The organism is Nocardioides sp. Root1257, from assembly GCF_001425175.1.
GTDB lineage: Bacteria > Actinomycetota > Actinomycetes > Propionibacteriales > Nocardioidaceae > Nocardioides.
This window is the reverse complement of record NZ_LMDV01000009.1, coordinates 988,270-1,014,688: the sequence shown is the minus strand read 5'-3', so window position 1 is coordinate 1,014,688 and position 26,419 is coordinate 988,270. Positions and strand designations below refer to the sequence as shown.

The 26,419-nt window shown below is 72.9% G+C and carries 22 protein-coding genes; 10 read left to right on the top strand and 12 right to left on the bottom strand.

Features of this window, described 5'->3' with window-relative positions; genetic code table 11:
* Positions 1-809 (top strand): HNH endonuclease signature motif containing protein (locus ASC77_RS27305; protein ID WP_200945027.1); only part of this gene is annotated, 809 nt, incomplete at its 5' end.
* A gap of 327 nt (positions 810-1,136) precedes the next feature.
* Here ASC77_RS27305 and ASC77_RS18890 read toward each other — a convergent pair.
* The gene (locus ASC77_RS18890) at positions 1,137-2,204 is read right to left on the bottom strand and encodes an LLM class flavin-dependent oxidoreductase (protein ID WP_235547799.1); all 1,068 of its coding nucleotides are present in this window, start codon (positions 2,202-2,204) and stop codon (positions 1,137-1,139) included.
* A 35-nt stretch (positions 2,205-2,239) separates the two neighbouring features.
* Here ASC77_RS18890 and ASC77_RS18885 point away from each other — a divergent pair, with 35 nt between their 5' ends.
* From ASC77_RS18885 to ASC77_RS18875, 3 genes are all read left to right on the top strand, one after another.
* Positions 2,240-5,458 carry a response regulator gene (locus ASC77_RS18885; protein ID WP_056156453.1) on the top strand — a complete coding sequence of 1,073 codons (3,219 nt, stop codon included), beginning with the start codon at positions 2,240-2,242 and terminating at the stop codon, positions 5,456-5,458.
* A 20-nt stretch (positions 5,459-5,478) separates the two neighbouring features.
* Positions 5,479-6,729, top strand: coding sequence for a hypothetical protein (locus ASC77_RS18880; RefSeq protein ID WP_056156451.1), 1,251 nt, complete (start codon positions 5,479-5,481; stop codon positions 6,727-6,729).
* An 80-nt stretch (positions 6,730-6,809) separates the two neighbouring features.
* Positions 6,810-7,898, top strand: a complete 1,089-nt coding sequence (locus ASC77_RS18875; RefSeq protein ID WP_056156450.1) for a Glu/Leu/Phe/Val family dehydrogenase — start codon at positions 6,810-6,812, stop codon at positions 7,896-7,898.
* Positions 7,899-7,966: 68 nt separating this feature from the next.
* On the opposite strand, the gene ASC77_RS18870 is transcribed toward ASC77_RS18875, so the two are convergent.
* The 3 genes from ASC77_RS18870 to purF form a co-directional block, all read right to left on the bottom strand.
* Positions 7,967-8,155 carry a DUF3073 domain-containing protein gene (locus tag ASC77_RS18870; protein ID WP_056156448.1) on the bottom strand — a complete coding sequence of 63 codons (189 nt, stop codon included), beginning with the start codon at positions 8,153-8,155 and terminating at the stop codon, positions 7,967-7,969.
* A 153-nt stretch (positions 8,156-8,308) separates the two neighbouring features.
* Positions 8,309-9,373: a phosphoribosylformylglycinamidine cyclo-ligase gene (gene purM / locus ASC77_RS18865; protein WP_056156447.1), complete on the bottom strand. Its 1,065-nt coding sequence runs from the start codon at positions 9,371-9,373 to the stop codon at positions 8,309-8,311.
* Between the two features lie 13 nt (positions 9,374-9,386).
* Positions 9,387-10,931 (bottom strand): amidophosphoribosyltransferase, encoded by a 1,545-nt coding sequence (gene purF / locus ASC77_RS18860; RefSeq protein WP_056156445.1) that lies wholly within the window; start codon positions 10,929-10,931, stop codon positions 9,387-9,389.
* Positions 10,932-11,094: 163 nt separating this feature from the next.
* On the opposite strand from purF, the gene ASC77_RS18855 reads away from it, so the two are divergent.
* Entirely contained in the window at positions 11,095-12,873 is a 1,779-nt protein-coding gene (locus ASC77_RS18855; RefSeq protein ID WP_056156442.1) for a sensor histidine kinase, read from the top strand.
* Between the two features lie 28 nt (positions 12,874-12,901).
* Here the strand turns inward: ASC77_RS18855 and ASC77_RS18850 are convergent, their stop codons facing one another.
* Together ASC77_RS18850 and ASC77_RS27735 are read right to left on the bottom strand one after the other, a co-directional pair.
* A complete protein-coding gene (locus ASC77_RS18850) occupies positions 12,902-13,378 on the bottom strand; it encodes a (2Fe-2S)-binding protein (protein ID WP_056156440.1) in 477 nt (158 codons plus the stop codon).
* A gap of 10 nt (positions 13,379-13,388) precedes the next feature.
* Positions 13,389-15,761, bottom strand: coding sequence for a molybdopterin cofactor-binding domain-containing protein (locus tag ASC77_RS27735; protein WP_268788428.1), 2,373 nt, complete (start codon positions 15,759-15,761; stop codon positions 13,389-13,391).
* 26 nt (positions 15,762-15,787) lie between these two features.
* On the opposite strand from ASC77_RS27735, the gene ASC77_RS18840 reads away from it, so the two are divergent.
* Complete coding sequence (locus tag ASC77_RS18840) at positions 15,788-17,542, top strand: sensor histidine kinase (RefSeq protein ID WP_056156436.1); 1,755 nt, start codon at positions 15,788-15,790, stop codon at positions 17,540-17,542.
* Positions 17,543-17,555: 13 nt separating this feature from the next.
* On the opposite strand, the gene ASC77_RS18835 is transcribed toward ASC77_RS18840, so the two are convergent.
* From ASC77_RS18835 to ASC77_RS18825, 3 genes are all read right to left on the bottom strand, one after another.
* Positions 17,556-18,893, bottom strand: a complete 1,338-nt coding sequence (locus tag ASC77_RS18835) for a dipeptidase (RefSeq protein WP_056156434.1) — start codon at positions 18,891-18,893, stop codon at positions 17,556-17,558.
* Between the two features lie 79 nt (positions 18,894-18,972).
* Positions 18,973-19,308, bottom strand: coding sequence for a sterol carrier family protein (locus ASC77_RS18830; RefSeq protein WP_056156432.1), 336 nt, complete (start codon positions 19,306-19,308; stop codon positions 18,973-18,975).
* Positions 19,308-19,868: a winged helix-turn-helix domain-containing protein gene (locus ASC77_RS18825; protein WP_056156430.1), complete on the bottom strand. Its 561-nt coding sequence runs from the start codon at positions 19,866-19,868 to the stop codon at positions 19,308-19,310. Before ASC77_RS18825 ends, ASC77_RS18830 begins: the two co-directional genes overlap by 1 nt.
* A 68-nt stretch (positions 19,869-19,936) precedes the next feature.
* On the opposite strand from ASC77_RS18825, the gene ASC77_RS18820 reads away from it, so the two are divergent.
* Both ASC77_RS18820 and ASC77_RS27800 read left to right on the top strand, forming a co-directional pair.
* Positions 19,937-21,196 (top strand): MFS transporter, encoded by a 1,260-nt coding sequence (locus tag ASC77_RS18820; protein ID WP_056156429.1) that lies wholly within the window; start codon positions 19,937-19,939, stop codon positions 21,194-21,196.
* Positions 21,197-21,234: 38 nt separating this feature from the next.
* The gene (locus ASC77_RS27800; protein ID WP_082574913.1) at positions 21,235-22,560 is read left to right on the top strand and encodes a methyl-accepting chemotaxis protein; all 1,326 of its coding nucleotides are present in this window, start codon (positions 21,235-21,237) and stop codon (positions 22,558-22,560) included.
* Here the strand turns inward: ASC77_RS27800 and ASC77_RS18810 are convergent.
* From ASC77_RS18810 to ASC77_RS18800, 3 genes are read right to left on the bottom strand one after another with little or no spacing between them, the layout of a single operon-like run.
* A complete protein-coding gene (locus tag ASC77_RS18810; RefSeq protein ID WP_200945026.1) occupies positions 22,557-23,510 on the bottom strand; it encodes a helix-turn-helix transcriptional regulator in 954 nt (317 codons plus the stop codon). The two genes, ASC77_RS27800 and ASC77_RS18810, sit on opposite strands and share 4 nt — an antisense overlap.
* 25 nt (positions 23,511-23,535) lie before the next feature.
* The gene (locus ASC77_RS18805) at positions 23,536-24,192 is read right to left on the bottom strand and encodes an SAM-dependent methyltransferase (RefSeq protein WP_056156424.1); all 657 of its coding nucleotides are present in this window, start codon (positions 24,190-24,192) and stop codon (positions 23,536-23,538) included.
* Entirely contained in the window at positions 24,189-25,157 is a 969-nt protein-coding gene (locus ASC77_RS18800) for an NAD(P)/FAD-dependent oxidoreductase (protein ID WP_056156423.1), read from the bottom strand. Before ASC77_RS18800 ends, ASC77_RS18805 begins: the two co-directional genes overlap by 4 nt.
* A gap of 67 nt (positions 25,158-25,224) precedes the next feature.
* Here ASC77_RS18800 and ASC77_RS18795 point away from each other — a divergent pair, with 67 nt between their 5' ends.
* Both ASC77_RS18795 and ASC77_RS18790 read left to right on the top strand, forming a co-directional pair.
* Positions 25,225-25,788 (top strand): helix-turn-helix domain-containing protein, encoded by a 564-nt coding sequence (locus tag ASC77_RS18795; RefSeq protein ID WP_056156421.1) that lies wholly within the window; start codon positions 25,225-25,227, stop codon positions 25,786-25,788.
* A gap of 10 nt (positions 25,789-25,798) precedes the next feature.
* A complete protein-coding gene (locus ASC77_RS18790) occupies positions 25,799-26,404 on the top strand; it encodes a hypothetical protein (RefSeq protein ID WP_056156419.1) in 606 nt (201 codons plus the stop codon).
* Positions 26,405-26,419: the final 15 nt, after the last annotated feature.

Genomic DNA, 26,419 nt, shown 5'->3' with positions numbered 1-26,419 from the left:
TGGCACCGGTGCTGGCGTCGTGCTCGTGGGCGAAGGTCGAGTCGGAGGTCGAGACCGCCGCCGCCGTGGCCGACCCCGAGCACGCCGAGGGCGAACGCCTCGACTGTTCCGCCCAGGCTCACCTCGACATCGCGTTGACCGACGCCCGTCTCAACCGGGGCCTCGTGCCGATCACCGGGCTCCTGGAGTACACCGACGCGTTGGCCCTCGAGGCCCAGATCAAGGCCGGCGCCCACGCCCTCCTCGTTGACCACCCCGAGCTCGACCTCGACACCCGCCGCGCGATGGCCGCCGGACAGCTCGGTGGCGATGCCGCTGCGCCGCGCGAGGTCGTCATCTACGCCCACCACCAGCCGACCGAGGCCCACGGCATCGTCGGCCTTGAGGGCGGCCACGTCCCGTACGCCACCATCGACCAACTGACCGAGTGGTGCACCACCCGGGGCACGAAGGTGTCGATCCGGCCCGTCCTGGACCTCTCCGAGGAGATCAGCACCGACGCCTACGCGCCCACGCAGCGGCAGCGGGAGCAGGCGATCCTCACCACCCCCACGTGCGTGTTCCCGCACTGCAGCAAGGATGCCCGGGGCTGCGACCTCGACCACATCACCCCCTACGCGAGTGGCGGCAAGACCACGTCCTGGAACCTCGCGCCGTTGTGCCGGTTCCACCACCGGGTCAAGACCTTCAGCACCTGGACCTACCACCGCACCAGCCGCACCGGCTTCACCTGGACCAGCCCCAAGGGCCGGGTCCACCCCGTCGACCTCACCGACTTCACCGACGAACACCGACGACGAACCCACTGACCCCCACCCCGCCGACACCGCCGGCGGGGCCAATCCCATGCCACCCGGGCCCCAACGGTCGACCCGAGCGAACCCGCAACCCGACCAGCTACTGGAAATCGCCCCCGCAACCACCGACCACGGTGACCACGTATCCCGGTAGTCGCGTCACCAGCAGCAACCACCACTGACCGCGGCGCTGAGCTCATCGCGGCGCGCGACCTTCCCGACCGGCGGGGTACGGCGCTGGTGGTCGGCGCGCTGACGTGCCTGGTGTCGGCGGCGTCGTTCGTGCTGGCGGTGGTCGACATGGGAACTCCGGACCCGGGTGGCACGACGATCCGGATGTCACTCCCCTAGGAGCTCCCGCACCCGCGGCACCACCTCGGTGCCGTAGAGCCGGATCGACTCCAGCCGCTCGGCGTGCGGCAGCGTGCCAACGGCGTACTTCAGCTGGAAGCGCGACAGGCCGAGCGTGCGGACCGCCCACGCGATCTTCTGCGCGACCGTCTCCGGCGAGCCGACGAAGAGCGCGCCCTGCGGGCTCGCGCCTGCCTCGAACTGGTCGGGCGAGTAGGGACCCCAGCCGCGCTCGCGGCCGATCTTGGTGAACGCGGCAGCCTGGTGCGGGTACATCTGCTCGCGCGCCAGCTCGTCGGTCGCGGCGACGTGACCGGGGCTGTGCATGGAGATCGGGAGCGTCGGCTGCTCGTAGTGCGCCAGCGCACGGTGGTAGAGGTCGACCAGCTGCACGAACTGCGCGGGCGAGCCGCCGATGACGGCCAGCACCAAGGGCAGCCCGAACGACGCCGCGCGCACCACCGACTCCGGCGTGCCGCCCACGCCGACCCACGCGACGAGCCCGTCGGCCGTGTGCGGGTAGACCGAGGCACCCTCAAGCGGCGGGCGGATCGTGCCTTCCCAGCTCACCGGCTCCTCGCGCAGCAGCTGGGCGAAGAGCTCGAGCTTCTCCGAGAAGAGCACCTCGTAGTCCTCGAGCGAGAGCCCGAAGAGCGGGAACGACTCCGTGAACGAGCCCCTGCCGAGCGTCACCTCCGCGCGTCCGTTCGAGACCGCGTCGAGGGTCGCGAAGCGCTGGAAGACCCGGATCGGGTCGTCGGAGCTGAGGACCGTCACCGACGTGCCGAGCCGGATCCGGGAGGTCTGGCCCGCGATCGCAGCGAGCACGACGTCCGGGGCGCTGATCGAGAAGTCGGGGCGGTGGTGCTCCCCGACACCGAAGAAGTCGAGGCCGACCTGGTCGGCCAGCACCGCCTCGGCCACGACCTGACGGATCGCCTCGGCCTGCGGGACGGGCTCGCCGTCGGGGCCGTCGGCGACGTCGCCGAAGGTGTCGAGACCGAAGGTGGGAGAGGCCGGTGATCCCAGCCGGGTGTCCAGTGCGTCGATGTTCACAACACCATCCTCGCCGGTCGGGTAGAAATGGAGACATGACAACCGGGGGTGGGCCCCAGCCGACGGACGACCCTCTGGTCCTCCGGCGGCTCTTCGACGCCAACCCCGACGGTCTCTGGCTCTTCGACGACACCGGCATCACGACCTGGGCCAACGCCAAGATGGCGCGGATCCTGGGCCGCGAGGCCGCCGATCTGCCCGGACTCCCGGCGCGCGAGGTCTTCGACGAGCAGGGTCGCCTGGACTTCGACGCCAACCTGGCCGGCATGGTCGCGAGCGGCCGCGGCGCGGAGAACATCGAGGCCTACTTCCTGCGCCCGGACGGTACGGCGGTCTGGGGGCTGCTCAGCTATGCGCCGGTCCTCGACGGGGACGGCGCCCGGACCGGCTGGCTGCACCGCGTCACGCCGTACACCGAGCGCAAGGAGCTGGTCGAGACCCTGCGGGAGAGCGAGCACCAGCTCGCCACCGCGCAGCGGATCGCCCACATCGGCAGCTGGGAGTGGGACGTGCCCGCCGATCGGGTGCAGTGGTCCGACGAGATGTGCCGGATCTTCGGCGTCGAGGTCGGGACGACCCCGGACTTCGACACGTACATCTCACTGCTGCACCCCGAGGACCGCGAGCACGCGGGCGGGGTCATCCAGCGGGCGGCCGAGAGCGGCGAGAGCGAGTACCAGTTCGACCACCGGGTCCTGCACCCCGACGGCGAGGTCCGGTGGGTGCGCGGTCGCGGCGTCGTCGAGCGGGCGGCCGACGGCACGGTCGTCCGGATGAGCGGCACCGCCCAGGACGTCACCGACCTCCACAACGCCGACGCGCTGGCGGCCGAGGCCAGCCGACGGCTCTTCCTCCTCCAGCAGATGACGACGGCGGCGAACCGCGCCACCAACCTCCGCGAGGCGCTGCTGATCGCCGGCGCCGGCGTGCCCGAGCACACCACCTGGGCGGCGATCTGCGGCTTCCTCTACGACTGGCAGGTGCCGGGCGTCGAGGTGCTGGACATGAGCGGTGGCCAGGCGGTCGTCCAGCCCGACCCGGAGCTCGCCGACGAGGCCCGGCGTACCGCTCTCGTCACGGTCGGCATCCCCTCGACGATGGCCGAGACCCACAGCCTGGTGGCGATGCCCGTCATCCTCGAGGGCGAGGTGATCGCGGTCGTCGAGCTGATCGCCGACGAGCTGCCCCCCGACGAGAACTCCCACCAGCTGATGGCCCAGATCGCCCACCAGCTCGGGCTCGTCGCCGAGCGCGAGCGTACGGCGGCGCAGCTCGCCGAGGCGCGCGACGACGCGATGGAGGCGTCCCGGCTGAAGTCGGAGTTCCTGGCGACCATGTCGCACGAGATCCGGACGCCGATGAACGGTGTCATCGGCCTCACCGACCTGCTGCTGCGCACCGACCTCGACGATCACCAACGGCGGCTGACCGCCAACCTGCAGAACGCCGGCATGACGCTCCTCGGCATCATCAACGACATCCTCGACCTCTCGAAGATCGAGTCCGGCAAGCTCGAGCTCGAGGCCGCGGACTTCGACGTCCGCGCGGTCTTCGACCAGGTGGCGACGGTGCTCAGCGGGCCTGCGCACGAGAAGGGTCTCGAGCTGATCGTCGCCTGCCACCCCGACGTGCCGGTGCAGCTGCGCGGCGACTCCGTGCGCTTCGGCCAGGTGATCAGCAACCTGGGCTCGAACGCCGTGAAGTTCACCGACGCCGGCGAGGTCGTCATCGAGGCCCGGGTCGAGCGGCAGACCCCGCGCGACGTGGTGCTGCGCGTCGACGTGACCGACACGGGCGTGGGCATCGACCCCGCCTCGCGCGAGCGACTGTTCGAGGCGTTCACCCAGGCGGACCCGTCGACCACCCGTCGGCACGGCGGCACCGGACTCGGCCTGGCGATCTCGCGGCAGCTGGTGGACGCGCTGGGCGGCGAGCTGTGGGTGACCAGCGAGCCGGGTGTCGGCAGCACCTTCTCCTTCACGCTGCGGCTCGAGCGGGTCGCCGGGGCGGCCGCCCGCCGGTTCGAGGTCCCGGTGCAGCTGCGCGGTCGCAGGATCCTGGTCGTCGACGACAACGAGACAAACCGCTTCATCCTCGAGGACCAGCTCGCGGCCTGGCACATGCGCGCCTTCGCGGTCTCGTCCGCCGCCGAGGCCCGCACCACGCTGCACGAGGCCGTCACGCTCGGCGACCCGTTCGAGGTCGCTCTCCTCGACCTGCGGATGCCCGACGTCGACGGCCTCCAGCTGGCCGAGCAGCTGCGCGGTGACGCCGGGCTCGCCGGCCTCCAGATGGTGCTGCTCAGCTCGGAGCAGGTGCCCCGCCAGCGCGCGGCCGACGCCGGCATCCGCAGCAGCCTCAGCAAGCCGGTCCGCGAGGTCGAGCTGCACGACGCCCTGCTCGGCGTACTGGCACCGCGACCGCCCGGCGCGACCCGCGCCCGGAGCACCGTCCCGGGAGCGGACCTCGGCGTCCGTGTCCTCGTCGTCGAGGACAACCCCGTCAACCAGATGGTGGCGACCGGGCTGCTGGAGAACCTGGGCTGCACGGTCGACGTCGCCGACGACGGGATCGCGGCCGTCGAACGGCTCTCCGGGGAGCACGGGTACGACGTGGTGTTCATGGACTGCCGGATGCCGCGCCTCGACGGCTTCGACGCGACCCGCCAGGTCCGCCTCGCCGAGCCGCCCGGGCAGCGGGTGCCGATCATCGCGATGACGGCGTCCGCCCTCGAGGGCGAGCGGGAGCGCTGCCTCGAGGCAGGGATGGACGACTACCTCACCAAGCCCGTTGACGCCGCCGAGGTCGAGCGCACGCTGCGCACCTGGGCCGGACTGCCCGACACACCGGTCGCCGAGGCTCCGGTGCACCGGGAGCCGCCTCCGGAGGCGGCCGCCGTGATCGGTGTCCTCGACGCCGACCGGGTCCGGATGCTCGAGGGCCTGGTCAAGGACGGCACGTCCTTCTTCGAGCGGACCGCGGCGTCGTTCATGGGCCGCGTGGGCGACCAGCTCCTCGCGATCCGCGCCGCCGTCGAGCGCGCGAACGCCAACTCGCTGCTCACCTCCGCCCACCAGCTCAAGGGCAGTGCGCTCAACCTCGGGCTGCCGCGGGTCGCCGCTGCTGCGGCCGACCTGGAGGCGCTCGGCATCGCCGGCCGCACGGACGGCGCCGAGGCGATGCTCGACGAGCTGACGGCCGAGGTCGACATCGCCGTCTCCGCGCTCCAGGAGGCGACGGCCAAGGGACGCTGAGCGACCCCTAGGGTTTCCCCGTGCGCCCACTCCCCCGATTCGCCGAGGTGGGTCGCCGCCGACCCGTCGACCTGGTGGTCGCCGGGTCGACGCTCGACGAGGTGGTGGCGCCGTACGCCGCCGCGACCGGGCCGGGGTCGCTCGAGCTGTCCTCGGGCACCGACCGCCTCGTGGCGAGGTACGACGGGGACGCGGTCTGGCTCGAGGTGACGACCGGGGGCCGGACCACGCGGCACCGCTCGCGGCGATCGGCCCGGCCCCGCGGGCCGGTCGGCGAGGTCGGCCTGGCCCTGACCGGCACCCACCTCACCGCGCTCACGCGCGACGCCGGCGAGTGGGTCGCCCGGGCCCGCGTCGACCTGGAGGACCGGATCGACACCCACGACGAGACGTGGCTGGGCGGGCTCCGCAGCGACGCCGCGGTCGCCGGCCGGTTCGGCCAGCTCGGCCTGCGCGACGTCCGCCTGGTCAGCGGTGTCCCGGACGGCCGGGTGGTGCTCTCGGCGACCAGCGCCGGCCCGGGCTTCTTCGACACCGCGCACACCTCGCTGTGGGAGCTGACGCCCGCCACGCTCGGGCTCACCCACCTCTCCGACGTCTTCTTCCGGCGACCCGACCGGCCCGGGGCCTTCGGCGACCACGCGACGCACGTGCTCCGCGACACCAGAGAGGACGGCACCGGTGAGTGGCTGGTGGCGACCAGCACCTGGGCCGACTTCGACCGGCGGCGCCCGACCGTGGGCGTCACGCTGGCGCGCACGAGCGCCGACCTGCTCAGCGGCACGCACCTGCTCGACACGGAGCCCCTGCCACTGCCCGTCGACGGGCTGCGTTCGGTCGGCGTGTGGGACCCGCACCTGGCGCGCACCGACGACGGCTGGCTGGTCGGCTTCGTCAGCGCCACGAAGTTCTTCCGCTTCCATCCCGCCCTGGCCGGGGGTCCGAGCCTCGACGCGCTGACCCTGCGTGGTGCCGCCACCGGCCTCGTCGAGGCGGAGGGGACCACGCTGCTGCGCCTCGACGACGAGTGGCAGGTGCTCGCGAGCGACAAGCGCGCGCAGTCCTACCCGGTCTTCGACCTCGCCCTGCGCCAGACCGGCACCGTGGCCGCGCCGTACCTCTCCAACATCCCGTGGCCGACGCTCGTGCCCGAGGGCGACTCGTGGCTGCTGGTCGCCTTCGACGGGACGCCGTACGGCGGCCGCGTCTGCGGCTACGGGACACACGGCGACGTGGTTTTCCTGCGACCGGAGGTCGGGACTACCGTGTGATCCAGAGCACGCGCCACCCCTGCGTGCCGACCCACACGACGCCACCCACCCCGTGGCCGACCCAGAAAGCAGGACCATCCATGTCTGCGTCCCACCCGGTCGACGTCTTCGACCTCGGCAGCGAGCACGAGCAGGTCGTCTTCGCCAACGACCCCGCCACCGGCCTCAAGGCGATCATCGCGGTGCACTCCACCGCTCTCGGCCCGGCGCTGGGCGGCACCCGCTTCCACCCCTACGCCTCGACGGCCGATGCCCTCCGCGACGTCCTCAACCTCTCGCGCGGCATGTCCTACAAGGCGGCCCTGGCCGGCCTCGACCTCGGCGGCGGCAAGGCCGTGATCATCGGCGACCCGACCACGCAGAAGTCCGAGCCGCTGCTCCGCGCGTACGGCCGGCACGTCCAGGCGCTCGGCGGTCGCTACTACACGGCCTGCGACGTGGGCACCTTCTCCGCCGACATGGACGACATCGCCCGCGAGTGCTCGTTCGTCACGGGCCGCACGGTCGCGCACGGCGGCGCGGGCGACAGCTCGGTGCTGACGGCGTACGGCGTCTTCCAGGGCATGCGCGCCGCCGCCCAGACCGCGTGGGGCACCACGTCGCTGGCCGGGCGCACGGTCGGTGTCGCCGGCGTGGGCAAGGTCGGCCGGCACCTGGTCCGGCACCTGGTCGAGGACGGCGCCGCCGTCATCGTCACCGACGTCTACGCCCCGGCGCTCGCGCAGGTGCGCGACGAGCACCCGGGGGTGCGCGTGGTGGGCTCCGAGGCCGAGCTGGTCGCGTCCGAGCTCGATGTCTACGCGCCGTGCGCGATGGGCGACGCCATCACCGACGACGTCGTGGAGACGCTGAGCGCCACCATCGTGTGCGGCGCCGCCAACAACCAGCTCGCCCACCCGGGGGTGGAGAAGGCGCTCCAGGAGCGCGGCATCCTCTACGCGCCCGACTATTGCGTCAACGCCGGCGGCCTGATCCAGGTCGCCGACGAGCTCGAGGGCTTCTCGTTCGAGCGCGCCCAGCAGCGCGCGACGGGCATCTTCGACACCACGCTGCGCGTGTTCGAGCTCGCCGCGTCCGACGGCGTACCCCCCGCCATCGCCGCCGACCGGCTGGCCGAGCGGCGGATGCGCGAGGTCGGTCGCCTGCGCGGGACCTGGCTGCCCCGCTGACCGTTCAGGACGTCATACGGGCTGGTCGTTGCGGCGACCAGGTCGTATGACGTCCGCTCCGGCGTGCGTCAGTCCCGGCGAGGGCCGGAGTAGTCCGACCACTTCTCGAGCTCTTCGGGCTCTACCTGGCCGCTGTCGTCCTCGCCAGAGGAGCCGTGGAGCTCACTGGCGAGTGCACCGAAGTCCGTCTCGTGAGTGCGGTACTTCAGGTCGCGAGCGACCTTCGTCTGCTTGGCTTTCGCTCGGCCGCGCCCCATAGGGTCAGCCCCCTCGCACGCTCGGCCGGGGCACAGTGGCTCCCGGGCTGGTCTCAAAGAGTTCTCGTGAGGCCAACGCTACCTGTTGCCCGGCTGTTCCTGCACATCGGTTCGCGCGATTCCCGCCGGAATCACAGTTTGTGACGACCCGCGTCACCAGCCGGGGTGCTGACCGACCAGCTCGACGGCGCCGCCGCGACCGGTCGCGGGCGTCACCTCGCCGGCGACCCAGGACCGGACGCCGTGCTCCGCGAGCACCGCGATCGCCGTGTCGACGTCGTCCGGCGGGGTCAGCGCGACCATGCCGACGCCGCAGTTGAGGGTCGCCTCGAGGTCCGGCTGGGGTACGGCGCCGACGCGGCGCACCAGGTCGAAGATCGGCTGCGGGGTCCACGTCGACCGGTCGAGGGTCGCGGACAGCTCGACCGGCATCACCCGCTCGAGGTTGGCGGCCAGCCCGCCGCCGGTGACGTGGGACATCGCGTGGGTCTGGGTCCGGTCCGCGAGCGCGAGGCAGGCCTTGGCGTAGATCCGGGTGGGCTCGAGGAGCTCCTCGCCGAGGGTGCGGCCGAGCTCGTCGTGGTGGCCCTCCAGCGCCAGGCCCGCCTTCTCGAGAAGCACGTGGCGGACCAGCGAGTAGCCGTTGGAGTGCAGGCCCGAGGCCTCCATCGCGATCACCACGTCACCGGGGCGGACCCGGCCCGGGCCGAGCAGCCTGTCGGCCTCGACCACGCCGGTGGTCGCGCCGGCCACGTCGTACTCGTCGGGGGCCAGCAGGCCGGGGTGCTCGGCGGTCTCGCCGCCGATCAGCGCGCAGCCCGCGAGCACGCAGCCCTCGGCGATGCCCTTGACGATCGCGGCGATCTTCTCGGGCTCGACGCGACCGGTCGCGATGTAGTCGGTCATGAAGAGCGGCTCGGCCCCGCAGACGACCAGGTCGTCGACGACCATGCCGACCAGGTCGAACCCGATCGTGTCGTGGATGTCCATCGCCTGGGCGATCGCGACCTTGGTGCCGACGCCGTCGGTCGAGGTGGCCAGCAGCGGCCGCTCGTAGCGGGTCAGCGCCGAGGCGTCGAAGAGCCCGGCGAAGCCGCCGAGCCCGCCGATGACCTCGGGCCGGCGGGACTTCTCGATCCAGCCCTTCATCAGCTCGATCGCCGTGTCGGCGGCCTGGATGTTGACGCCGGCCTCGGCGTACGCGTTGGACTCCGTCACGGGTGCTCCTGGATCAGGGGTTGTTCAGGACAGGCAGCGCCTTGCCCATGGTCGGCGACTTCAGCGTCGCCTCGAGGAGGTGCTTGCCGAGGAGGCTCTCGTCGGGCAGCTCGATCGGGTACTCGCCGGTGAAGCAGGCCCGGCAGAGCCGGTCGGACGTCTGGCCGGTCGCGTCGATCATGCCGTCGAGCGAGATGTAGCCGAGGGTGTCGGCGCCGACGCTGGCGGCGATCTCCTCCGGCGTCAGCCCGTTGGCGATCAGCTCGGCGCGGGTCGCGAAGTCGATGCCGTAGAAGCACGGCCACTTCACCGGCGGGCTGGAGATGCGCACGTGCACCTCGAGCGCCCCGGCCTCGCGGAGCATCCGGACCTGGGCGCGCTGGGTGTTGCCGCGGACGATCGAGTCGTCGACCACCACGATGCGCTTGCCGCGGATCATGTGCTCGAGCGCGTTGAGCTTGAGTCGGATGCCGAGCTGGCGCAGGGTCTGGCTCGGCTGGATGAAGGTGCGGCCGACGTACGCGTTCTTGACGAAGCCCTGCCCGAAGGGGATCCCGGACTCCTCGGCGTACCCGGCCGCGGCGGGCGTGCCCGACTCGGGGACGGGGATGACGAGGTCGGCGTCGACGGGGTACTCGCGGGCGAGCTGGCGGCCCATCTCGACGCGGGACTCGTGGACGCTGCGACCGCTGATGGTGGCGTCCGGGCGGGCCAGGTAGACGTACTCGAAGACGCAGCCCTTGGGGGCGGCCTCGGCGAAGCGGTGGGAGCGCAGGCCGTTCTCGTCGATGACGATCATCTCGCCCGGCTCGACCTCGCGGACCACACTGGCGCCGATGGTGGCGAGCGCGGCGTCCTCCGACGCGACGACCCAGCCGCGGTCGAGGCGGCCGAGCACGAGCGGCCGGATGCCCTGGGGGTCCCGCGCGGCGTACAGGGTGTTCTCGTTCATCCACACGAAGCAGAACGCACCCTTGAGCAGCGGCAGCACCTCGAGCGCCCGCTGCTCGAGCGAGGTGTCGGGGTGGTGCGCCAGCAGGGCGGTGACCAGCCCGGTGTCGTTGGTCGAGTTCTCGACCGGCCGGGTGTGCAGCTCCAGCTCGTCGTCGGGCCCGGGCAGGTCGACGACCATCTGGGCGAGCTCGGCGGTGTTGATCAGGTTGCCGTTGTGGCCCAGGGCGATGGAGCCGTCGGCGGTGGGGCGGAACGTCGGCTGCGCGTTCTGCCAGGTGCTGGCGCCGGTCGTGGAGTAGCGGCTGTGCCCGATCGCGAGGTGGCCCTTCAGCGACGCGAGCGTGGTCTCGTCGAAGACCTGCGAGACGAGGCCCATGTCCTTGTAGACCAGGATCTGGCGGCCGTTGCTGACCGCGATGCCGGCCGACTCCTGGCCGCGGTGCTGGAGGGCGTAGAGCCCGAAGTACGTCAGCTTGGCGACGTCCTCGCCGGGCGCCCAGACGCCGAACACGCCGCAGGCGTCCTGGGGACCCTGGTCGTGGGGGTCGAGCGCCGCGGTCAGCCTGCCGTCGCCGCCCTTGCGGGGGCTGGATTCGAAGGGCACGGCCCGAGTCTACGGCCGCGCGCGGGCGGGATCGATTCGGCGTGACCGGTGGACGGGAAAGGCTCAGCCGCGGCTGCTCGCTGACGATGAGGCTCCCAGGCGTGCGCGGCGACGTCTGGTGGCTGCGCCGTACCATGACCTCACCCGAAGAAGACGAGGACCGATGGCCCGGGACGTGACCCCCGAACAGTCCGCCGCACGCCTGCGGTGGTCGGACTCTGCCTCGAGGGACACGCTCCAGCTGATCGCCGAGGGGGTCACCGAGGTGGCCGGCTTCGGGATCGCCGCGATCAGCGTGGTCCGCCAGGACGGCGCCCTCGAGTCGGTGGCCGTCGCCGGGTCCGAGGAGGCGCGCGCCGAGCTCGAGGGCACCCGCTCCACCGAGGCGCGGCTCCTCGAGGAGCTGGCCAAGGCCGATGACTGGGGCCTGCTCCGCTTCGTCCCCCACGAGCGCACCGACGAGGGCGCCGGCGACACCTGGGGCTGGGTGCCCGACTACGAGCCGATCGACGAACCCGACGCGTGGCACCCCCTCGACCTGCTGATCGCGCCGCTGTACGACGACGACGGCCTGCTGCTCGGCACTCTCGCGATGGACCTGCCCGTCGGAGGGCGCCGGCCCGACGAGGCACAGCGCGCGGTCCTGAACGCGTACGCCGTCCAGGCGGGCCGCGCGGTCGTCGTCGCGCTCGAGCGGGAGGCGCTCGCCGAGCAGGTCCGGATGGCGGAGGCCGCGCGGCGGATCGTCCGGCGCGCCAGCGCCCAGCTCAGCCTGGACCGGATCTTCTCCGACAGCCAGGACGCCCTCATCGAGGGCTTCCGCGCCGCCGGCATGTGGATCCAGACGTTCGGCCACGACGGTGCTGACACCGGCCACATCTACTCCTCCGACGGCGTGGACGTGCGCCTCAACGCGCGGATGGTCCAGATCGCGCAGGCTGCCGCGTTCGAGGCCTGGGAGCGTCAGCAGGCCGTGGTCATCGCTCCGGACCGCTCGTTCGAACCGCTGTCCGACGAGGAGGCCGGCGAGGTCCTCGCCTTCCTGCAGACGCTCTCGGTCGAGTCCCTCCTCTTCATCCCCCTCGGCGCCGGGCCGGAGTGCCTCGGCAACCTCGTCCTCACCCGGCTGAGCGGCGCCCCGGCCTGGACCGAGGCGGAGGCCACCACGGCCCTCGACATCGGGCACGACCTCGGGCGCGCGATCCTGAACGCCCGCAGCTTCCAGCGCGAGCACCAGCTGGTGAAGGAGCTCCAGGAGCTGGACACCTACAAGGGCCAGCTGATCGCCACCGTCGCGCACGAGCTCAAGAACCCGCTGTCGTCGGTGCTCGGCCACCTCGAGATCCTCGGGTCGGCGCCCGACGTCCCGGACCGTACGGCGAGCTCGCTGGCCGCCATGGACCGCGGCGCCCAGCGGATGGTCAAGGTCATCGACGACCTGTTGCTGCTCTCGAAGGTCGGCGACCCGGAGAACCCGGTCATCGCCCGCCCCGTCGACCTGAGCCAGGTCGTAGACGACGTCGTCGACCTGGTCGCGGTCTCGGCCCAGCAGAAGCGGATCGAGCTGCACGTCGAGCTGCCCGACGCCCCGGTCCTCGCCCTCGGGGACGCCGACGAGCTCGACCGGCTCTGCGGCAACCTCGTCAGCAACGCCGTGAAGTACACCCCCGAAGGCGGCGACGTGACCGTCAGCCTCGAGCTGGTCGACGGCGAGGCGGTGTTCACGTGCCACGACGAGGGGATCGGCATGTCGCCGGACGACGTGGCCCGGCTCGGCACGGAGTTCTTCCGGTCCTCCAACCCGGAGGCGCTCGCGCAGCCGGGCACCGGCCTGGGGCTCGCCATCGTGCGTCGCATCGTGGAGCGCCACGACGGACGCCTCGACATCGACTCCGAGCTCGGCGCCGGCAGCACCTTCCAGGTCCACCTGCCGGCCGCCTGAGACCGGCTGCTTCCCGCCTCACATCCGGCTACATCCGGCGCGCGCCCTGCTCGATCGCCTCCCGGATCCGGGTGTAGGTCCCGCAACGGCAGATGTTGCGGATGCCGTCGAGGTCGGCGTCGGTGATCGAGCGGCGCTCCCGGCGTACCTTCCGGACCAGCGCGACCGCGGCCATGATCTGGCCGGGCTGGCAGTAGCCGCACTGGGCGACGTCGCGGTCGAGCCACGCCTGCTGCATGGGGTGCAGGTCGCCGGCGACGGTGTCGGCCAGGCCCTCGATCGTGGTCACCTCGTCGGTCTTCTTCAGGTCGCCGACCCGCACCGAGCAGGGGTTGAACGCACGTCCGTTGACGTGGGACGTGCAGGCCTTGCAGACGTTGATGCCGCAGCCGTACTTGGGGCCGGTCACACCGAGCAGGTCCCGGAGCACCCACAGCACGCGGACGTCGTCGTGGACGTTCAGGGTCACGGTCTTGCCGTTGAGGACGAAGGTCTGTCGGGGCACGCGGCGCTCCTCAGTAGGTGAGCTTGAGCCCGTTGGTGGGCGACTGCGGGACGGGTGGCACGTACGGCTTGGGCTTGAACTCGAGCGGGTCTCGGTGGTTGACCGGGAAGTACGCCGGGGTCGCGCCGGTCGCCCGCGCGTAGGCGCACGCGACGGCGGCGAACGTGGCCGCGACGCCCGCCTCGCCCGCCCCGCCGGGCTGGCCGCTCTCGGACGGCATCACGATGACCTCGACCTCGGGCGGGGTGTTCCACTGCCGCGTGTAGAAGTAGTTGTCCCAGCTGGCCTCGAGGAAGTGGCCGTCGCGCAGGTGCATGCTCGACGTCAGCGCGAGGGCGATGCCGTCGTTGATGCCGCCCTGCATCTGGGCCTCCAGCCCACGCGGGTTGACCACGAGGCCGACGTCGATCGCGAACACCACCTTCGTGACCCGCGGCCCGCCGACCCCGTCGCGGATGTCGCGGCCCGTCTGCCGCGGCCGGTTGTCGATCTCGACCAGGCAGGCGCTGCAGCCCTTGTACTCCTTGTGGATCGCGATGCCCTGGGCCGTGCCGTGCGGCATGGCGCGGCCCCACCGCCCGGCCTTCGCCACGGCGTCGAGGACGGCGACGACACGCGCGTTGCGGAGGTTGGCGCGACGGAACTCGTACGGGTCCTGACCCATCGCCGCCGCCAGCTCGTCCACCGTCAGCTCGCCTGCCGCGCGCACGTCGGGCGAGTAGATGTTGCGCATGCTGCCGGTGTTGAAGCGGTCGTCGGTCTCGGTGAGCGTCTGGCTGATGACGCCGAAGTCGTAGGGCACCTCCTGCGTCAGCTCGAAGACCGTCTCGCTGAAGCCGAGGTTGCCGAGCCCGGTCGGCAGGCTCGCCGCGGTCGCGGTGATGACCTCCCCGAGCCCGTGCCGGAAGTCCGTCTCGACGCTCGTGTGGGTCTGCTGGAAGGCGAGCACCTGCCCGCCGGCGTGGACCGCTCGCACCCTGCTGGTGGCCATCGGGTGGCCGCGACCGACCCGGGCGTCGTCGGCGCGGTGCCACATCAGCTTCACCGGCTTGCCCATCGCCTGCGAGATCTTCGCGGCCTCGAGCGCGCCGTCGAAGAACAGCCGGCGCCCGAAGGAGCCGCCGGCCTGCACGACGTGGACCGTGACGGCGTCGACGCTCATCCCGAGCTCCTGCGCGATCCGCTCCTGGGCGGTGATCGGCGACTTGAGGCCGGCCCAGATCGTGGCGCGGCCGGGCCGGACGTCGGCGATGGCGGAATTGGTGTCCATCGCGGAGTTGGAGCGGAAGTAGAAGAGCGTGTCGACCTCGACGGTCTGCGCCAGCGGGTTGTCGGCGAGCAGGTCGGACAGCGAGTCGGTGAGCGCCGGCAGCGGCAGCTCGGCGGCCCGCAGCTCGTCCACGATGTCGGCGTCGGAGAGCCCGGCGACGGGACCGTCCTCCCAGTCGACCTTCATGGCGCGGATCGCGTCGATGCACTGCCCGAAGGTCCGGGCCCGCACGGCGACCCCGGTGTCGACGACCGCGACGTTGCGCACGCCGGGCATCGCGAGGATGCGCTTCCTGTTGCGCAGCCTCTTGGGAGTGCCGTTGAGGGTGGGCGCCCGGCAGACCATGGTCGGCAGCGCGCCCTTCACCTGCATGTCCGTGGCGTACTTCTTGCGCCCGGTCACGGCGTCGCGCGCGTCGACCCGCGGCCGGCCCACGCCCACCACCCGGAACGCGCTCGGGTCCTTGAGCTGCACCTGCACCGCCCGCGGCGTACGCCGGGCCGCGGCGCGCGCGAGCTCGCCGTACGACAGCCGGGCGCCGCCCGGTGCAGAGATGACGCCGGCCTTGGCGCGCAGCGTCTCGACCGCGTCCCCGAGCTGGATCGCGGCGGCCTCGAGCAGCGCGGACTTCGCGACGGCCGCAGCCACCCGGATCGGCGTGTAGGTCGAGATCGTGGTGTTGGAGCCGCCGGTGAGCTGGTTGAAGAGCAGCTCGGGGCGGGCGTCGGCGAGGGTGACCCGGACCTTCTCGACCGGGAGCTCCAGCTCCTCCGCGATCAGCATCGCGGTCGACGTGGTGATGCCCTGGCCGACCTCCATGCGCGGCAGCGCGAAGGACGCCGTGCCGTCCTCGTGGACGGTCACCGTGATCAGGTTGGCCGTCGGCATCGCCGCCTCGGTGAGCATGTCGTTGAGGTCGTAGAGCTCGGCCGGCTGCGGCACCCCGGGGGCCGAGGCGGCGGCGTCCGGAGCGCCCAGACCCAGGTCAGCGGCGGCGACCAGCGTCGTCCCGGCGACGACGTACCCGAGGAAGGAGCGCCGGGCGATCCCGGCTGGAGCGGTGTCGAGATCGCGAGGCATGGTGGCCCAACGACGAGGCGTGACCTCGGTCACGGGCTGCCCCTCATAGGATCTGGCTGATGTCCCAGCAGCCCGATGACTTCGAGCGACCCGTGCGCGGGTCGCGGTGGTCCGACGACCAGGCCCGCGAGGCGCTGCTGCCCATCGTCGAGACGCTGGCGGCGGTCACCGGCTTCGAGGTGATCGGGGTGAGCGGCGTGCGGGACGACGGCTACCTGCACCAGCTGTCCGTCGTCGGGCCCGCGGACGCCCGCGAGGTCCTGCTGGACAGCCTCGCACCGGTCGCGATGCTCGTCGACGCGCTGACGGAGGCCGACGACTGGGGCGCGCTGAAGTTCGTCCCCCACGACCGGCACTCGCTCGACATCGACCGGTGGGGCTGGACGTCCGACGCACCCCGCGAGACCGTGCCCGGCGTCTGGCACCCCGAGGACATCCTGGTGGCGCCGATGCACCACGCCGACGGCTCGCTGCGCGCAGTGCTCGGCTTCGACGCCCCCCGCGACGGTCGCGTCCCGGACGGCGCCGAGCGGGTGCTGCTGGACACCTACGCGCGCCAGGCCTGCCGGGCGATCGCGGCGATCCTCGAGTCCGAGCGGCTCGCGGAGCAGGTCCGGCTCGCCGACGCGGCCGCCGACATCGTGCGGCAGGCCACTGGCTCGATGTCGGTGGACGACGCCCTCACCCAGTGCGGACCCAGCATCGTGGACGGCTTCCGGGCCGACGCGCTGTGGACCCACCTCTTCGGGTCGGAGCCGCGACCGGTCCACGACGCCGCTCCGCACGCGCCGCCGCCGGCGCTGATCGACATCCTCGCCAGGTACGCCGCGGCCGCCTGGGAGCAGCAGACCGTCGGGGTCTTCGCCCCCGAGCGCCGGCCGCCCGAGCCGCTCGACGACGGCGAGCTGACGCTCGTGCTGGAGTTCCTGGAGGCCGAGTCCCTGCTCGTCGTCCCCCTCGGCGCCGGCACGGAGTGCCTCGGCTGGATCGGCCTGACGCGCGGCCGCGGGAACGCCGAGTGGAGCGTGGGCGAGACGGCGGTGGCCCGCGACCTCGGACGCGACCTCGGGCGGGCGCTCGCCAACGCCACGACGTACGAGCGCGAGCACCGGCTGGTGCAGGAGCTCCAGGAGCTCGCCGACTACAAGAGCCACCTGGTCGCGACGGTCTCGCACGAGCTGCGGACCCCACTGACCAGCATCGTGGGGTTCCTCGAGCTGCTCGAGGGCGACCCCGGCCTGTCGGACCGGTCCCGCTCGGCGGTCGCGGCGATCCAGCGCGGCAGCACCCGCCTGTCCCGCGTCGTCGAGGAGCTGCTGGTCCTGCACCGCACGGCCGACAGCGAGCTCGACGCCGCGCGCAAGGTCGACTTCGCGGCGATCGTCGCCGACATCGTCGACCTCAACGCGGGCCCGGCCGCCCGCCGCGACATCAGCGTCACCGGCCGTCTCACCGACGAACCGGCGTGGGTCCTCGGCGCCCAGCACGAGCTCGAGCACATCGTGGCCAACCTGGTCAGCAACGCGGTCAAGTACACCCCTGACGGCGGGCACGTGCTGGTCGCCCTCGAGCAGACCGAGGGCACCGTGCTGCTGACCTGCACCGACGACGGCATCGGCATCTCGGCCGCCGACCAGGCCCACGTGTTCGAGGAGTTCTACCGCTCCGCGGACCCGGCCGCGATGCACCAGGCGGGCACCGGGCTGGGGCTCGCGATCGTGCGCCGCATCGTGGACCGGCACGGCGGCAGCATCGAGGTCGAGTCCGTCCTCGGCTCGGGCAGCACCTTCCGGGTTTGGCTGCCCGCAGCCTGACGGGCTCGTCTGGTCAGTCGGCGAGGTTGCGCAGCAGCAGCGCCTCGGCCAGCACGACCCGCTCGAACTCGGCGAGGTGCAGCCCCTCGTTGGCGCCGTGGGCGCGCGTGTCGGGGTCCTCGACGCCGGTCACGAGGACGCTCGCCTGCGGGAACGCCTCCAGGAACTCCGCGATGAAGGGGATCGAGCCGCCGACCCCCATGTCGACCGGCGCCGTGCCGTCCCAGGCCTCGGTGAACGCCGCCCGCGCCGCGTCGTACGCCGGGCCGGTGGCCTCGATCTGGGTGGCCTCGCCGGTGTCGACGACGGTGTGCGTGAGGGTCGCGCCCCACGGGACGTTGGCCTCGAGGTGGCGGACCAGGCAGGCGAGCGCGTTCTCCGTCGTGTCACCGGGGGCGATCCGCAGCGAGATGCGGGCGCGCGCGGCCGGGACGAGGGTGTTGCTGGCACCGGCGACCTTGGGCGCGTCGAGGCCGGTGATGCTGAGCGCGGGCTTGGTCCAGAGCCGCTCGACGGTCGAGCCGCTGCCGATCCACTCGATGCCGGGGGCGCCGCCCGACTCGGCGCGCAGCCGCTCCTCGGGGTAGTCGACGTCGGCGGCAGGACCGCTGTGCAGCCCGTCCACCGCGACGTTGCCAGCGTCGTCGTGCAGGCTGGTGATGACCCGGCTGAGCGTCATCAGCGCGTCGGGGACCAGGCCGCCCCACATGCCCGAGTGGACGGCGTGGGTGAGCGTGCGGACCTCGACGTCGACCCGGACCAGGCCGCGCAGGCTCGTCGTCAGGGCGGGCACCCCGATGTCCCAGTTGCCGGAGTCGGCGATCACGATGACGTCGGCCTCGAGGCGCTCCTTGTGCATGCCCAGCAGCTCGACGAGCGTGTCCGAGCCGACCTCCTCCTCACCCTCGATGAAGAGGCGGACGGTGACCGGCAGGTCGTCGCCGAAGACCCGCAGCGCGCCGACGTGCGCCAGGATGCCCGCCTTGTCGTCGGCGGCGCCGCGACCGTAGAGCCGGCCGTCGCGCTCGGTCGGCTCCCAGGGCGCGGAGTCCCAGTCGGCGTGGTCGTTCTCGGGCTGGACGTCGTGGTGGGCGTAGAGCAGCACCGTGGGTGCGCCCTCCGGCCCCTTCTTCTCACCGATCACGGCCGGCGGGGCGCCGTCGTACGCCCGCACGATCTCGACGTCGACGCCCTCGGCGGCGAACAGCTCGGCCGTCTTCTCGGCGCTGCGCTCCACCTCGTGGAGCCGCTCGGGGTCGGCGCTGACGGACTGGATCCGCACCAGGTCCTCGAGGTCGGCGCGGACCCCGGGAAGGACGGACTGGACCTTGCTGCGGAGCTCATCAGTCATGGACGTCAACCTAGACGTCGGGGTAGTCCCTGACGAAATGGTCCCCGGGAGCGCTCCCGGAGGACCATTTCGTCAGGGACTACCCCAGCGGCAGGTACGGCGTCAGGTCGGCGCGCTCGCCGCTGGCGCGGACCCGGCCGGCGGCGTCGGCGTCGGCCCAGGTGAGGGTGCCGGTGGCGAGGGCGACCCAGGTGTCGGCGTCCATCTCGATCACCGCGGGCGGGGTGCCCCGGGTGTGCCGGACGCCGGGGATGACCTGCACCGCGGCGTACGGCGGCACCCGCACCTCGACGGAGTGACCCGGGGCGCGGTCCTCGAGCACCGCCATGAAGTGCTTGGTGAGCAGGCGCAGGTCGCCGGCCTCGACGGCGTCGGCGAGCGCGGCCGGGGCGAGGCGCCGGAGCCGGGCGGGCATCAGTCGCCCTCCGGACGCTCGGGATAGGGCTGGATCATCTGGTAGATCGAGTACGTCGAGCGCTCGTCGTCGCTGCCCTGGGTGCGCTCCCGCCACCGCCGCAGCACGGCGCCCAGCTCCTCCATCAGCTCGCCGGCCTCGTCCTGGGTCAGCCGCAGGGCGGAGTCCGAGAGGCTCCGGCGGTTGTCGGGGTCGGGCGCGGTGAGCGCCTGGTCGACCAGGAAGTGACCCCAGGCGACGGCGTTGCGGCGGAAGACGTCCCACGCCGCCTGCCCGCCGGGCTGGTCGAGCATGTCCTGGGTCCGGAAGTTGATGCCGTCGGTGGCGGTGAGCCGCCACACCCGGTCGCGCTTGTCGCGGGCGTCCTCGGGCGCCTCCTCGACCAGCCCGTACTTGGCGAGCTGGCGGAGGTGGAAGCTCGCCTGGTTGGCCGGGATGTCGAGCATCCGGGCGATGTCAGCCGCCCGGATCGACCCCGACGCGTGCAGCTCGGCCAGGATCCGGTTGCGGGTCGGGTGCGCGATCGCGCGCAGGATGCGCGGGTCGTCGTACATCGTCATGGGCGCAGCCTAGCCGAATTGCGCACGTACTATTGCGCAACGTTAGGTGCGCAACATATGGTGCGAATATGAGCAGCTACCGGACCCTCGCCCGCAACCACGACTTCACGGTCCTCTGGGTCGGTCAGACGATCAGCGAGCTCGGCAGCCGGGTGAGCACGTTCGTCTTCCCGCTCGTCGCGTTCGCGCTCACCGGCTCGCCCCTGGCCGCGGCCGCCGCGGAGGCGGCGTACCTGCTCGGCATGGTGACCACCCTGCTCCCTGCGGGCGTGCTGGCCGACCGGCTGCACCGGCGCCGGATCATGCGGTGCGCGAGCGGTGGCGGCGTGCTGCTCTACGCCTCGCTCGTCGTCGCCGGCGTCGAGGGCGCCATCACGATGCCGCACCTGCTGGTCGTCGCGGTGCTCACCGGCGCGGCCGCCGGGGTCTTCGGCCCGGCCGAGATGTCCGCGGTGCGCACCGTCGTCGCGGACGAGGACCTGCCCACCGCCCTGTCGCAGAACCAGGCTCGCCAGCACGTAGCCGGCCTGCTCGGTGCGCCGCTCGGCGGCGTGCTCTTCTCGGTGACGCGGTGGCTGCCGTTCGCCGCCGACGCCGTCTCGTTCGCCGTCTCGTGGGTGCTGCTCGGGCGGATCCGCACCGACCTCTCCGCGCCGACGACCACCTCCCCGCGCAGGCCCGGCCAGGACCTGGCCGAGGGCATCCGCTTCATCGCGCACCACCGCCTCTTCCGGGTGCTCGTCGTGTGGTCGGCGCTCGCCAACCTCGCCGTCAACGCGCTCTTCTTCGTGGCGGTGCTCCGGCTCATCGAGGGCGGCTTCGCGGCGTACCAGATCGGCCTGGTGGAGACGGCGGCCGGCGTCTGCGGCATCCTCGGCGCGGTCGTCGCGCCGTGGCTGATCGACCGGGTCCCGACCGGCCGGCTGACCGTGCTGATCGCCTGGAGCTTCGTCCCGCTGGTGGTGCCGATGGTGCTGTGGAACCACCCGGCCGTCGTGGCCGCCGCGCTCTCGGCCGGGCTGTTCCTGAACCCGGCGGGCAACGCGGGCATCGGCTCCTACCGGATGGCGGTGACGCCGCCGGAGCTGATCGGACGCGTCCAGGCGACGACGCAGTTCGTCTCGATGGCCGCGATGCCGCTCGCCCCCGTGATCGCCGGCGCGCTGCTGACCGGGGTCGGCGGTGGCGCGGCGGTGGCGGCGCTGGGCCTGCTGACCGCCGGGGTCGCCCTGATCCCGACGCTCTCGACGAGCGTCCGGTCGGTCCCCCGGCCGCGGGACTGGCCGCGACTCAGCCAGGCGGCGGGCGAGCCGGCCCTCGCCGCCTGAATCCTCAGGTCCGGCGCCGGTGGGCCGATCACTGCGCCATGACGTCCAACCTCTCCTGGTTGCCTCGGGGCGCCCGCCTCACCGAGGCAGAGTTCCGCTCCCGACATGACGCCTTGAGCATCGTGCTCCTCCTGCACCTCCCCCTGCTCGGCAGCCTCGCCCTCTGGTGGCACCCGGAGGGCGGGCTGTCGGGCCCGGGAGGGTGCGGCTGCGGCTGGGTGCCGATCGCCGGCCTCGCCGCGATCGTCACCCTGCTCGCCATCGGTCGCGTCGCGACGAGCCAGGCGGTCCGCGCCGCCGCCGTCAGCACCGGCCTGATCCTCAGCTCCTGCCTGCTGGTGCACATCTCCGGCGGCATGACCGACCTGCACCTGCACTTCTTCGTCACCGTGGCGCTGGTCGCGCTCTACCAGTCCTGGATCCCCTTCCTGCTCGCCATCGCGATCGTCGCCGTGCACCACATCGGGATGGGCCTGGCCGCTCCGACCATGGTCTTCTCCGACCCGCGCGCCCAGGCGCACCCGATCCTCTTCGCCCTGCTGCACGCCACCCTGCTGCTCGGCGAGTGCGCGGCACTCGCCTGGTCGTGGAAGTACACCGAGGCCGCCGACGACGCCCGCCGCGTCGAGCAGCAGCGCGCCGACGAGACCGTCGCCGAGCAGCTGCGCTCGCAGGAGGCGCTGGTCGCGGAGCAGGCCAAGGCCGCCGAGCTCGCCCGGACCGAGCTGGCCGCCCGCGAGGGTCGCACCGCCGAGCTCGAGCGCCGCCTGGTCGGGCTCAACGCGGCCGGCTCGACGCTGCAGGCGGGCGTCACCGAGTCCGAGACCGTGATGGGCGACCTGGTCGCCGCCGCCGCCGAGATCGACGCCGCCGCCTCCGGCGCGGCCGCCTCCGTCAGCGCGGCCGCCGCCAGCGTCACCGAGTCCAACGTCGTGATGCGGCGGCTCGAGGAGTCGGCCACGCAGATCGCCGACATCGCCCGCACCATCACCGGCATCGCCGCGCAGACCAACCTGCTCGCGCTGAACGCGACCATCGAGGCGGCGAGGGCCGGCGACGCCGGTCGCGGGTTCGCGGTCGTCGCCGGCGAGGTCAAGGAGCTGGCCACCGAGACCGCCCGCGCCACCGAGCGCATCGAGGCCGTCGTGGCCGAGGTCCGCACCGGCACCCGGGACGTGCTGGTCAACGCCGAGCAGATCGAGGCGGTCTTCGCCGACGTCAGCTCCGCGCAGTCGACGATCTCGTCCGCAGCCGCCGCCCAGCTCACCGCCGCCGACTCGGCGCGGGTCGCCATCCGCGGCGTGGTGGGGACGACGCAGCAGGTCACCGACGAGGTCGCACAGCTCGCCCGCTTCGAGGGCTAGCTCGAGACGGCGCGCCCGAAGCGCTCCGCCGCCCGGGCCACGAGCTCCACGAGCTCGGGCGGCCCCTCGACCACGAACTCGCTGTCCAGGTGCGCGAGCACCATCAGCGGCCAGTCGAGCGTGTCGGTCTGCATCGTCATCACGCAGCCGGTGCCGTCCGGCTCGACGGTCGCCCAGCGCCCGACGTACGACTCGACCTCGGCGAGGCCGGCCGTCAGCCGCACGCGGACGACGTACCGCTGGCCGACCGCCTTGATGCCGGCGCGCACGAACGCCGGGGCGTCCTCGGCCGGCAGCTCGCGCGGCCGGAACCGCTGCCCGCTCGCCTCCGGGTTGCTGATCCGGTCGACCCGGAACGACCGCCAGTCCTGGCGGTCGCGGTCGTAGGCGACGAAGTACCACCGCCGGCCGAGCGAGACCAGCCGGTGCGGCTCGACCCGACGGTGCGTCGCCTCGGAGTCGCGGGCGACGTAGTCGAACGTCGCGAGCTCGTCGTCACGGCACGCCTGGGCGAGCACGGTCAGCACCTCGGCGTCGATGACCTCGCCGCCGCGACCCCACGGGACCCCGTCGGTCTGCGACCGCAGGGCGTCGATGCGCCGCCGCAGCCGCGGCGGCATCAGCGCCGTCACCTTGGTCAGTGCCTGCAGCGACGTCTCCTCGAGGCCGGCGACCGCGCCGGACGCCGCCGTGTGCAGCCCGACGGCGATCGCGACCGCCTCGTCGTCGTCGAGCAGCAGCGGCGGCAGCGCGCCGCCGGCCCGCAGCTGGTAGCCGCCGGCGACCCCGCGCACCGCGTCGACGTCGTACCCGAGCTCGCGGAGCCGGTCGATGTCGCGGCGCAGCGTGCGCGGGCTCACCTCGAGACGGCCGGCCAGCTCCGAGCCGGGCCAGTAGCGGTGCGTCTGCAGCAGCGAGAGCAGCCGCAGCATCCGGGCACTGGTGGACATGCCGCCAGCGTAGGCCCGATTGAGGTCAGGACCTGGCCGTTGCCACCAGCACCGCGTCGGTGACCGTGTGGGTCTCGCCGTTGCGCGTCTCGGTGCGCGTGCGCGCCTCGGGACGTACGTCGAACTGCTCCGGGTCGACCGCGGGCGCGAGCTCGTCGGCCGTGAACATCACGCCGGGCATCGACCAGCGCAGCCCGGTGTGCTCGTCGTCGGGGTGGTGGCCGGCGACCAGCAGCGTGCCGCCCGGGGCGACGGCCGCGGCCATCTCGCGGGTGGCGTCGAGCATGCCGTGGTCGAGCAGGTGCAGGAAGCAGGAGGTGACCAGGTCCCACTGCTCACCCTCGGCCGACCAGGTGCGCAGGTCGGCCTGGCGGAACTCGATCCGGTCGGCGACCCCGCGCTCGGCCGCGTGCTCGGCGGCCTTGCGCAGCCCGGCCTCCGAGAAGTCGATCGCCGTCACCTGCCAGCCCTGCTCGGCCAGCCAGATCGCGTCGCCGCCCTCCCCGCAGCCGAGGTCGACGGCCCGGCCGGGCGTCAGGTCGCTCGCCTCGGCGACCAGCACGGCGTTCGGCCGGCCGCTCCAGGTGCGGCCGTCCCCGCCGTACCGCTCGTCCCACGACGCCTGCTCGAAGTGGTCGCGGGTCAGCTCCTGGTGGCCGCCGTGCTGGTGGTCGTGGCTCATGCGCTCTTCCTCCGGTAGGCCTCGACCGCGGTCGCGGTCTCTTCCTCGATCAGGTCCATGTTGATCATCGCAGCGGCGTTCAGCCCGCCCGCTGCGGCCGAGATGACCTGCGCACGCAGGTCGGTGACGTTGCCTGCGACCCAGACGCCGGCGACAGCGGTCCGGCCGGACGGGTCGACGGCGGGCACGGCGTACCCGAAGACCTCGCCGAACATCTCCTGAGCGACCGGCTCGAGGCCGAGCGACGCCAGCAGGTCGGAGTTGGCGACGAACTGCGGGGCCGCGACCAGGACGTCGCGCGCGACGACCTCGCCGGACTCCAGGCGTACGCCGGTGAGCCGGTCGTCCTCGACCACGACCGCGGCGACCGGGCCCTCGACCACCGTCACGCCGCGGGCGGCGAGCCGCTCGGCATCCTCCTCGGACAGCGGCGGGCGGCCGTTGAGGAAGAGCGTCACGTCGGCGGTCCACTGGCCCCAGAGCTGGGCGCCGTGCACGGCGAACGGGTTGCTCGCGATGATGCCGACGGCTCGGTCGCGCGCCTCCCAGCCGTGGCAGTAGGGGCAGTGCAGCACGTCGCGGCCGAAGCGCTCGGCCAGGCCGGCGACGTCGGGCAGCACGTCCGTGAGGCCGGTGGTGACGAGCAGCCGGCGGGCCGCGACGCGGGACCCGTCGTCCAGCGTGAGCTCGAAGCCGACGTCGGTCCGCACGGCCGTGGTGGCCCGGGCGCGACGCACCTCCACGCCGTACGCCGCGACCTCCTCCCGGCCGATCGCGTAGAGCTCGGCCGGGGGGGTGCCCTCCCGGCCGAGGTAGTTGTGCACGTGGCTCGCCGGTGCGTTGCGGGGGTCGCCCGCGTCGACCACCAGGACCGAGCGGCGGGCGCGGCCGAGGGCCAGCGCTCCGCTCAGTCCGGCGGCGCCGCCGCCGACGACGATGACGTCGAAGCTGGGTGTGTTCTCCATGTCCCCGAGTGTGCGGGCGCCTTCGCCGGATTGACAAACTTCGTTGCCGGAATGGCAAACTGGGCGCATGAGCGAGTTCGACGAGGTCCTGGACGCGGTCGGTCCCCGGCTGCGGGCCGCCCGTATCGAGCGGGGCGGGACGCTGGCCGAGCTGGCGGAGTCGACCGGCATCTCGGTGAGCACGCTGTCGCGCCTGGAGTCCGGCCAGCGCAAGCCGACCCTCGAGCTGCTGCTGCCCCTCGCCCGAGCCCACCAGATCCCGCTCGACGAGCTGGTCGACGCCCCCGAGACCGGCGACCCGCGGATCCGGTCCAAGCCGATCGTGCGGCACGGTCGCACCTACCTCCCGATGACGCGGCGGCCGGGCGGGCTGCAGGCCTTCAAGGTGATCTTCCCGAAGGACGAGAACCTCCCCTCGACCCTCGCGACCCACGAGGGCTACGAGTGGCTCTACGTGCTCTCCGGCCGGCTCCGGCTGGTCCTCGGCGACCAGGACATGACCCTCAAGCCGGGCGAGGCGGTCGAGTTCGACACCCGTACGCCGCACTGGCTGGGCAACCCCGGCCCGCACCCCGTCGAGGTGCTCGCGCTGTTCGGCCCCCAGGGCGAGCGGATGCACGTGCGCAGCTAGGCTTGCGCCCGTGAGTGACGGTGACCGTCTCGCCGACTGGCTCGAGGGCCTCGGCCTCGTCGACGCGTTGGCGGAGGCGGGTCTGCCGACCTTCACCCGCGACGCGTCGGGTCACGCGGTGTGGAGCGAGCCCGACCGCGTCGAGGAGCTCGACCGGCTGCTGCACAGCGAGGGGACCGAGCCCGAGCACGCCGTGCCGGTCGGCCTGCTGCTGATCGCCCGGCAGGCGCGGCTGCGCACTGCCCTGCTCGAGACGCCGTGGTTCGGCTACGAGACGCTCGCGGAGGTGCGCGGCGCCTCGGTCGACGCGACCCGGTACGCCGTGCACAAGGCGGCGCAGACGCACCGGCTGCTGGTGGTCCCGGTCGAGGGCGGCGTGGTGGTCCCCGGGTTCCAGCTCACGGACGAGGGCGAGGTCCGGCCCGACGTCGCCCCGCTGCTGGAGCCGCTGCTCGCCTCGGGGATGGACCCCTGGCGCGCGTGGGCGTGGCTGACCCAGCCCGCCGCGCTCACCTTCGGGCAGGCCCCGGAGGAGGCGGTCACCGACCCGGACCTGGCCGACCTGGTGCGGCACGCCGCCGTACGACTGGCCGAGAGAGTGCACGCCGACAGCTGAGCACCCGGGGCACGC

Excerpts from the sequence above, each read along its gene's own strand:
- ASC77_RS18885 (WP_056156453.1), top strand. The coding sequence starts at position 2,240 with ATGACAACCGGGGGTGGGCCCCAGCCGACGGACGACCCTCTGGTCCTC.
- ASC77_RS18875 (WP_056156450.1), top strand. The coding sequence starts at position 6,810 with ATGTCTGCGTCCCACCCGGTCGACGTCTTCGACCTCGGCAGCGAGCAC.
- ASC77_RS18870 (WP_056156448.1), bottom strand. The coding sequence starts at position 8,155 with ATGGGGCGCGGCCGAGCGAAAGCCAAGCAGACGAAGGTCGCTCGCGAC.
- ASC77_RS18855 (WP_056156442.1), top strand. The coding sequence starts at position 11,095 with ATGGCCCGGGACGTGACCCCCGAACAGTCCGCCGCACGCCTGCGGTGG.
- ASC77_RS18840 (WP_056156436.1), top strand. The coding sequence starts at position 15,788 with ATGTCCCAGCAGCCCGATGACTTCGAGCGACCCGTGCGCGGGTCGCGG.
- ASC77_RS18835 (WP_056156434.1), bottom strand. The coding sequence starts at position 18,893 with ATGACTGATGAGCTCCGCAGCAAGGTCCAGTCCGTCCTTCCCGGGGTC.
- ASC77_RS18830 (WP_056156432.1), bottom strand. The coding sequence starts at position 19,308 with ATGCCCGCCCGGCTCCGGCGCCTCGCCCCGGCCGCGCTCGCCGACGCC.
- ASC77_RS18825 (WP_056156430.1), bottom strand. The coding sequence starts at position 19,868 with ATGACGATGTACGACGACCCGCGCATCCTGCGCGCGATCGCGCACCCG.
- ASC77_RS18820 (WP_056156429.1), top strand. The coding sequence starts at position 19,937 with ATGAGCAGCTACCGGACCCTCGCCCGCAACCACGACTTCACGGTCCTC.
- ASC77_RS27800 (WP_082574913.1), top strand. The coding sequence starts at position 21,235 with ATGACGTCCAACCTCTCCTGGTTGCCTCGGGGCGCCCGCCTCACCGAG.
- ASC77_RS18810 (WP_200945026.1), bottom strand. The coding sequence starts at position 23,510 with ATGTCCACCAGTGCCCGGATGCTGCGGCTGCTCTCGCTGCTGCAGACG.
- ASC77_RS18805 (WP_056156424.1), bottom strand. The coding sequence starts at position 24,192 with ATGAGCCACGACCACCAGCACGGCGGCCACCAGGAGCTGACCCGCGAC.
- ASC77_RS18800 (WP_056156423.1), bottom strand. The coding sequence starts at position 25,157 with ATGGAGAACACACCCAGCTTCGACGTCATCGTCGTCGGCGGCGGCGCC.
- ASC77_RS18795 (WP_056156421.1), top strand. The coding sequence starts at position 25,225 with ATGAGCGAGTTCGACGAGGTCCTGGACGCGGTCGGTCCCCGGCTGCGG.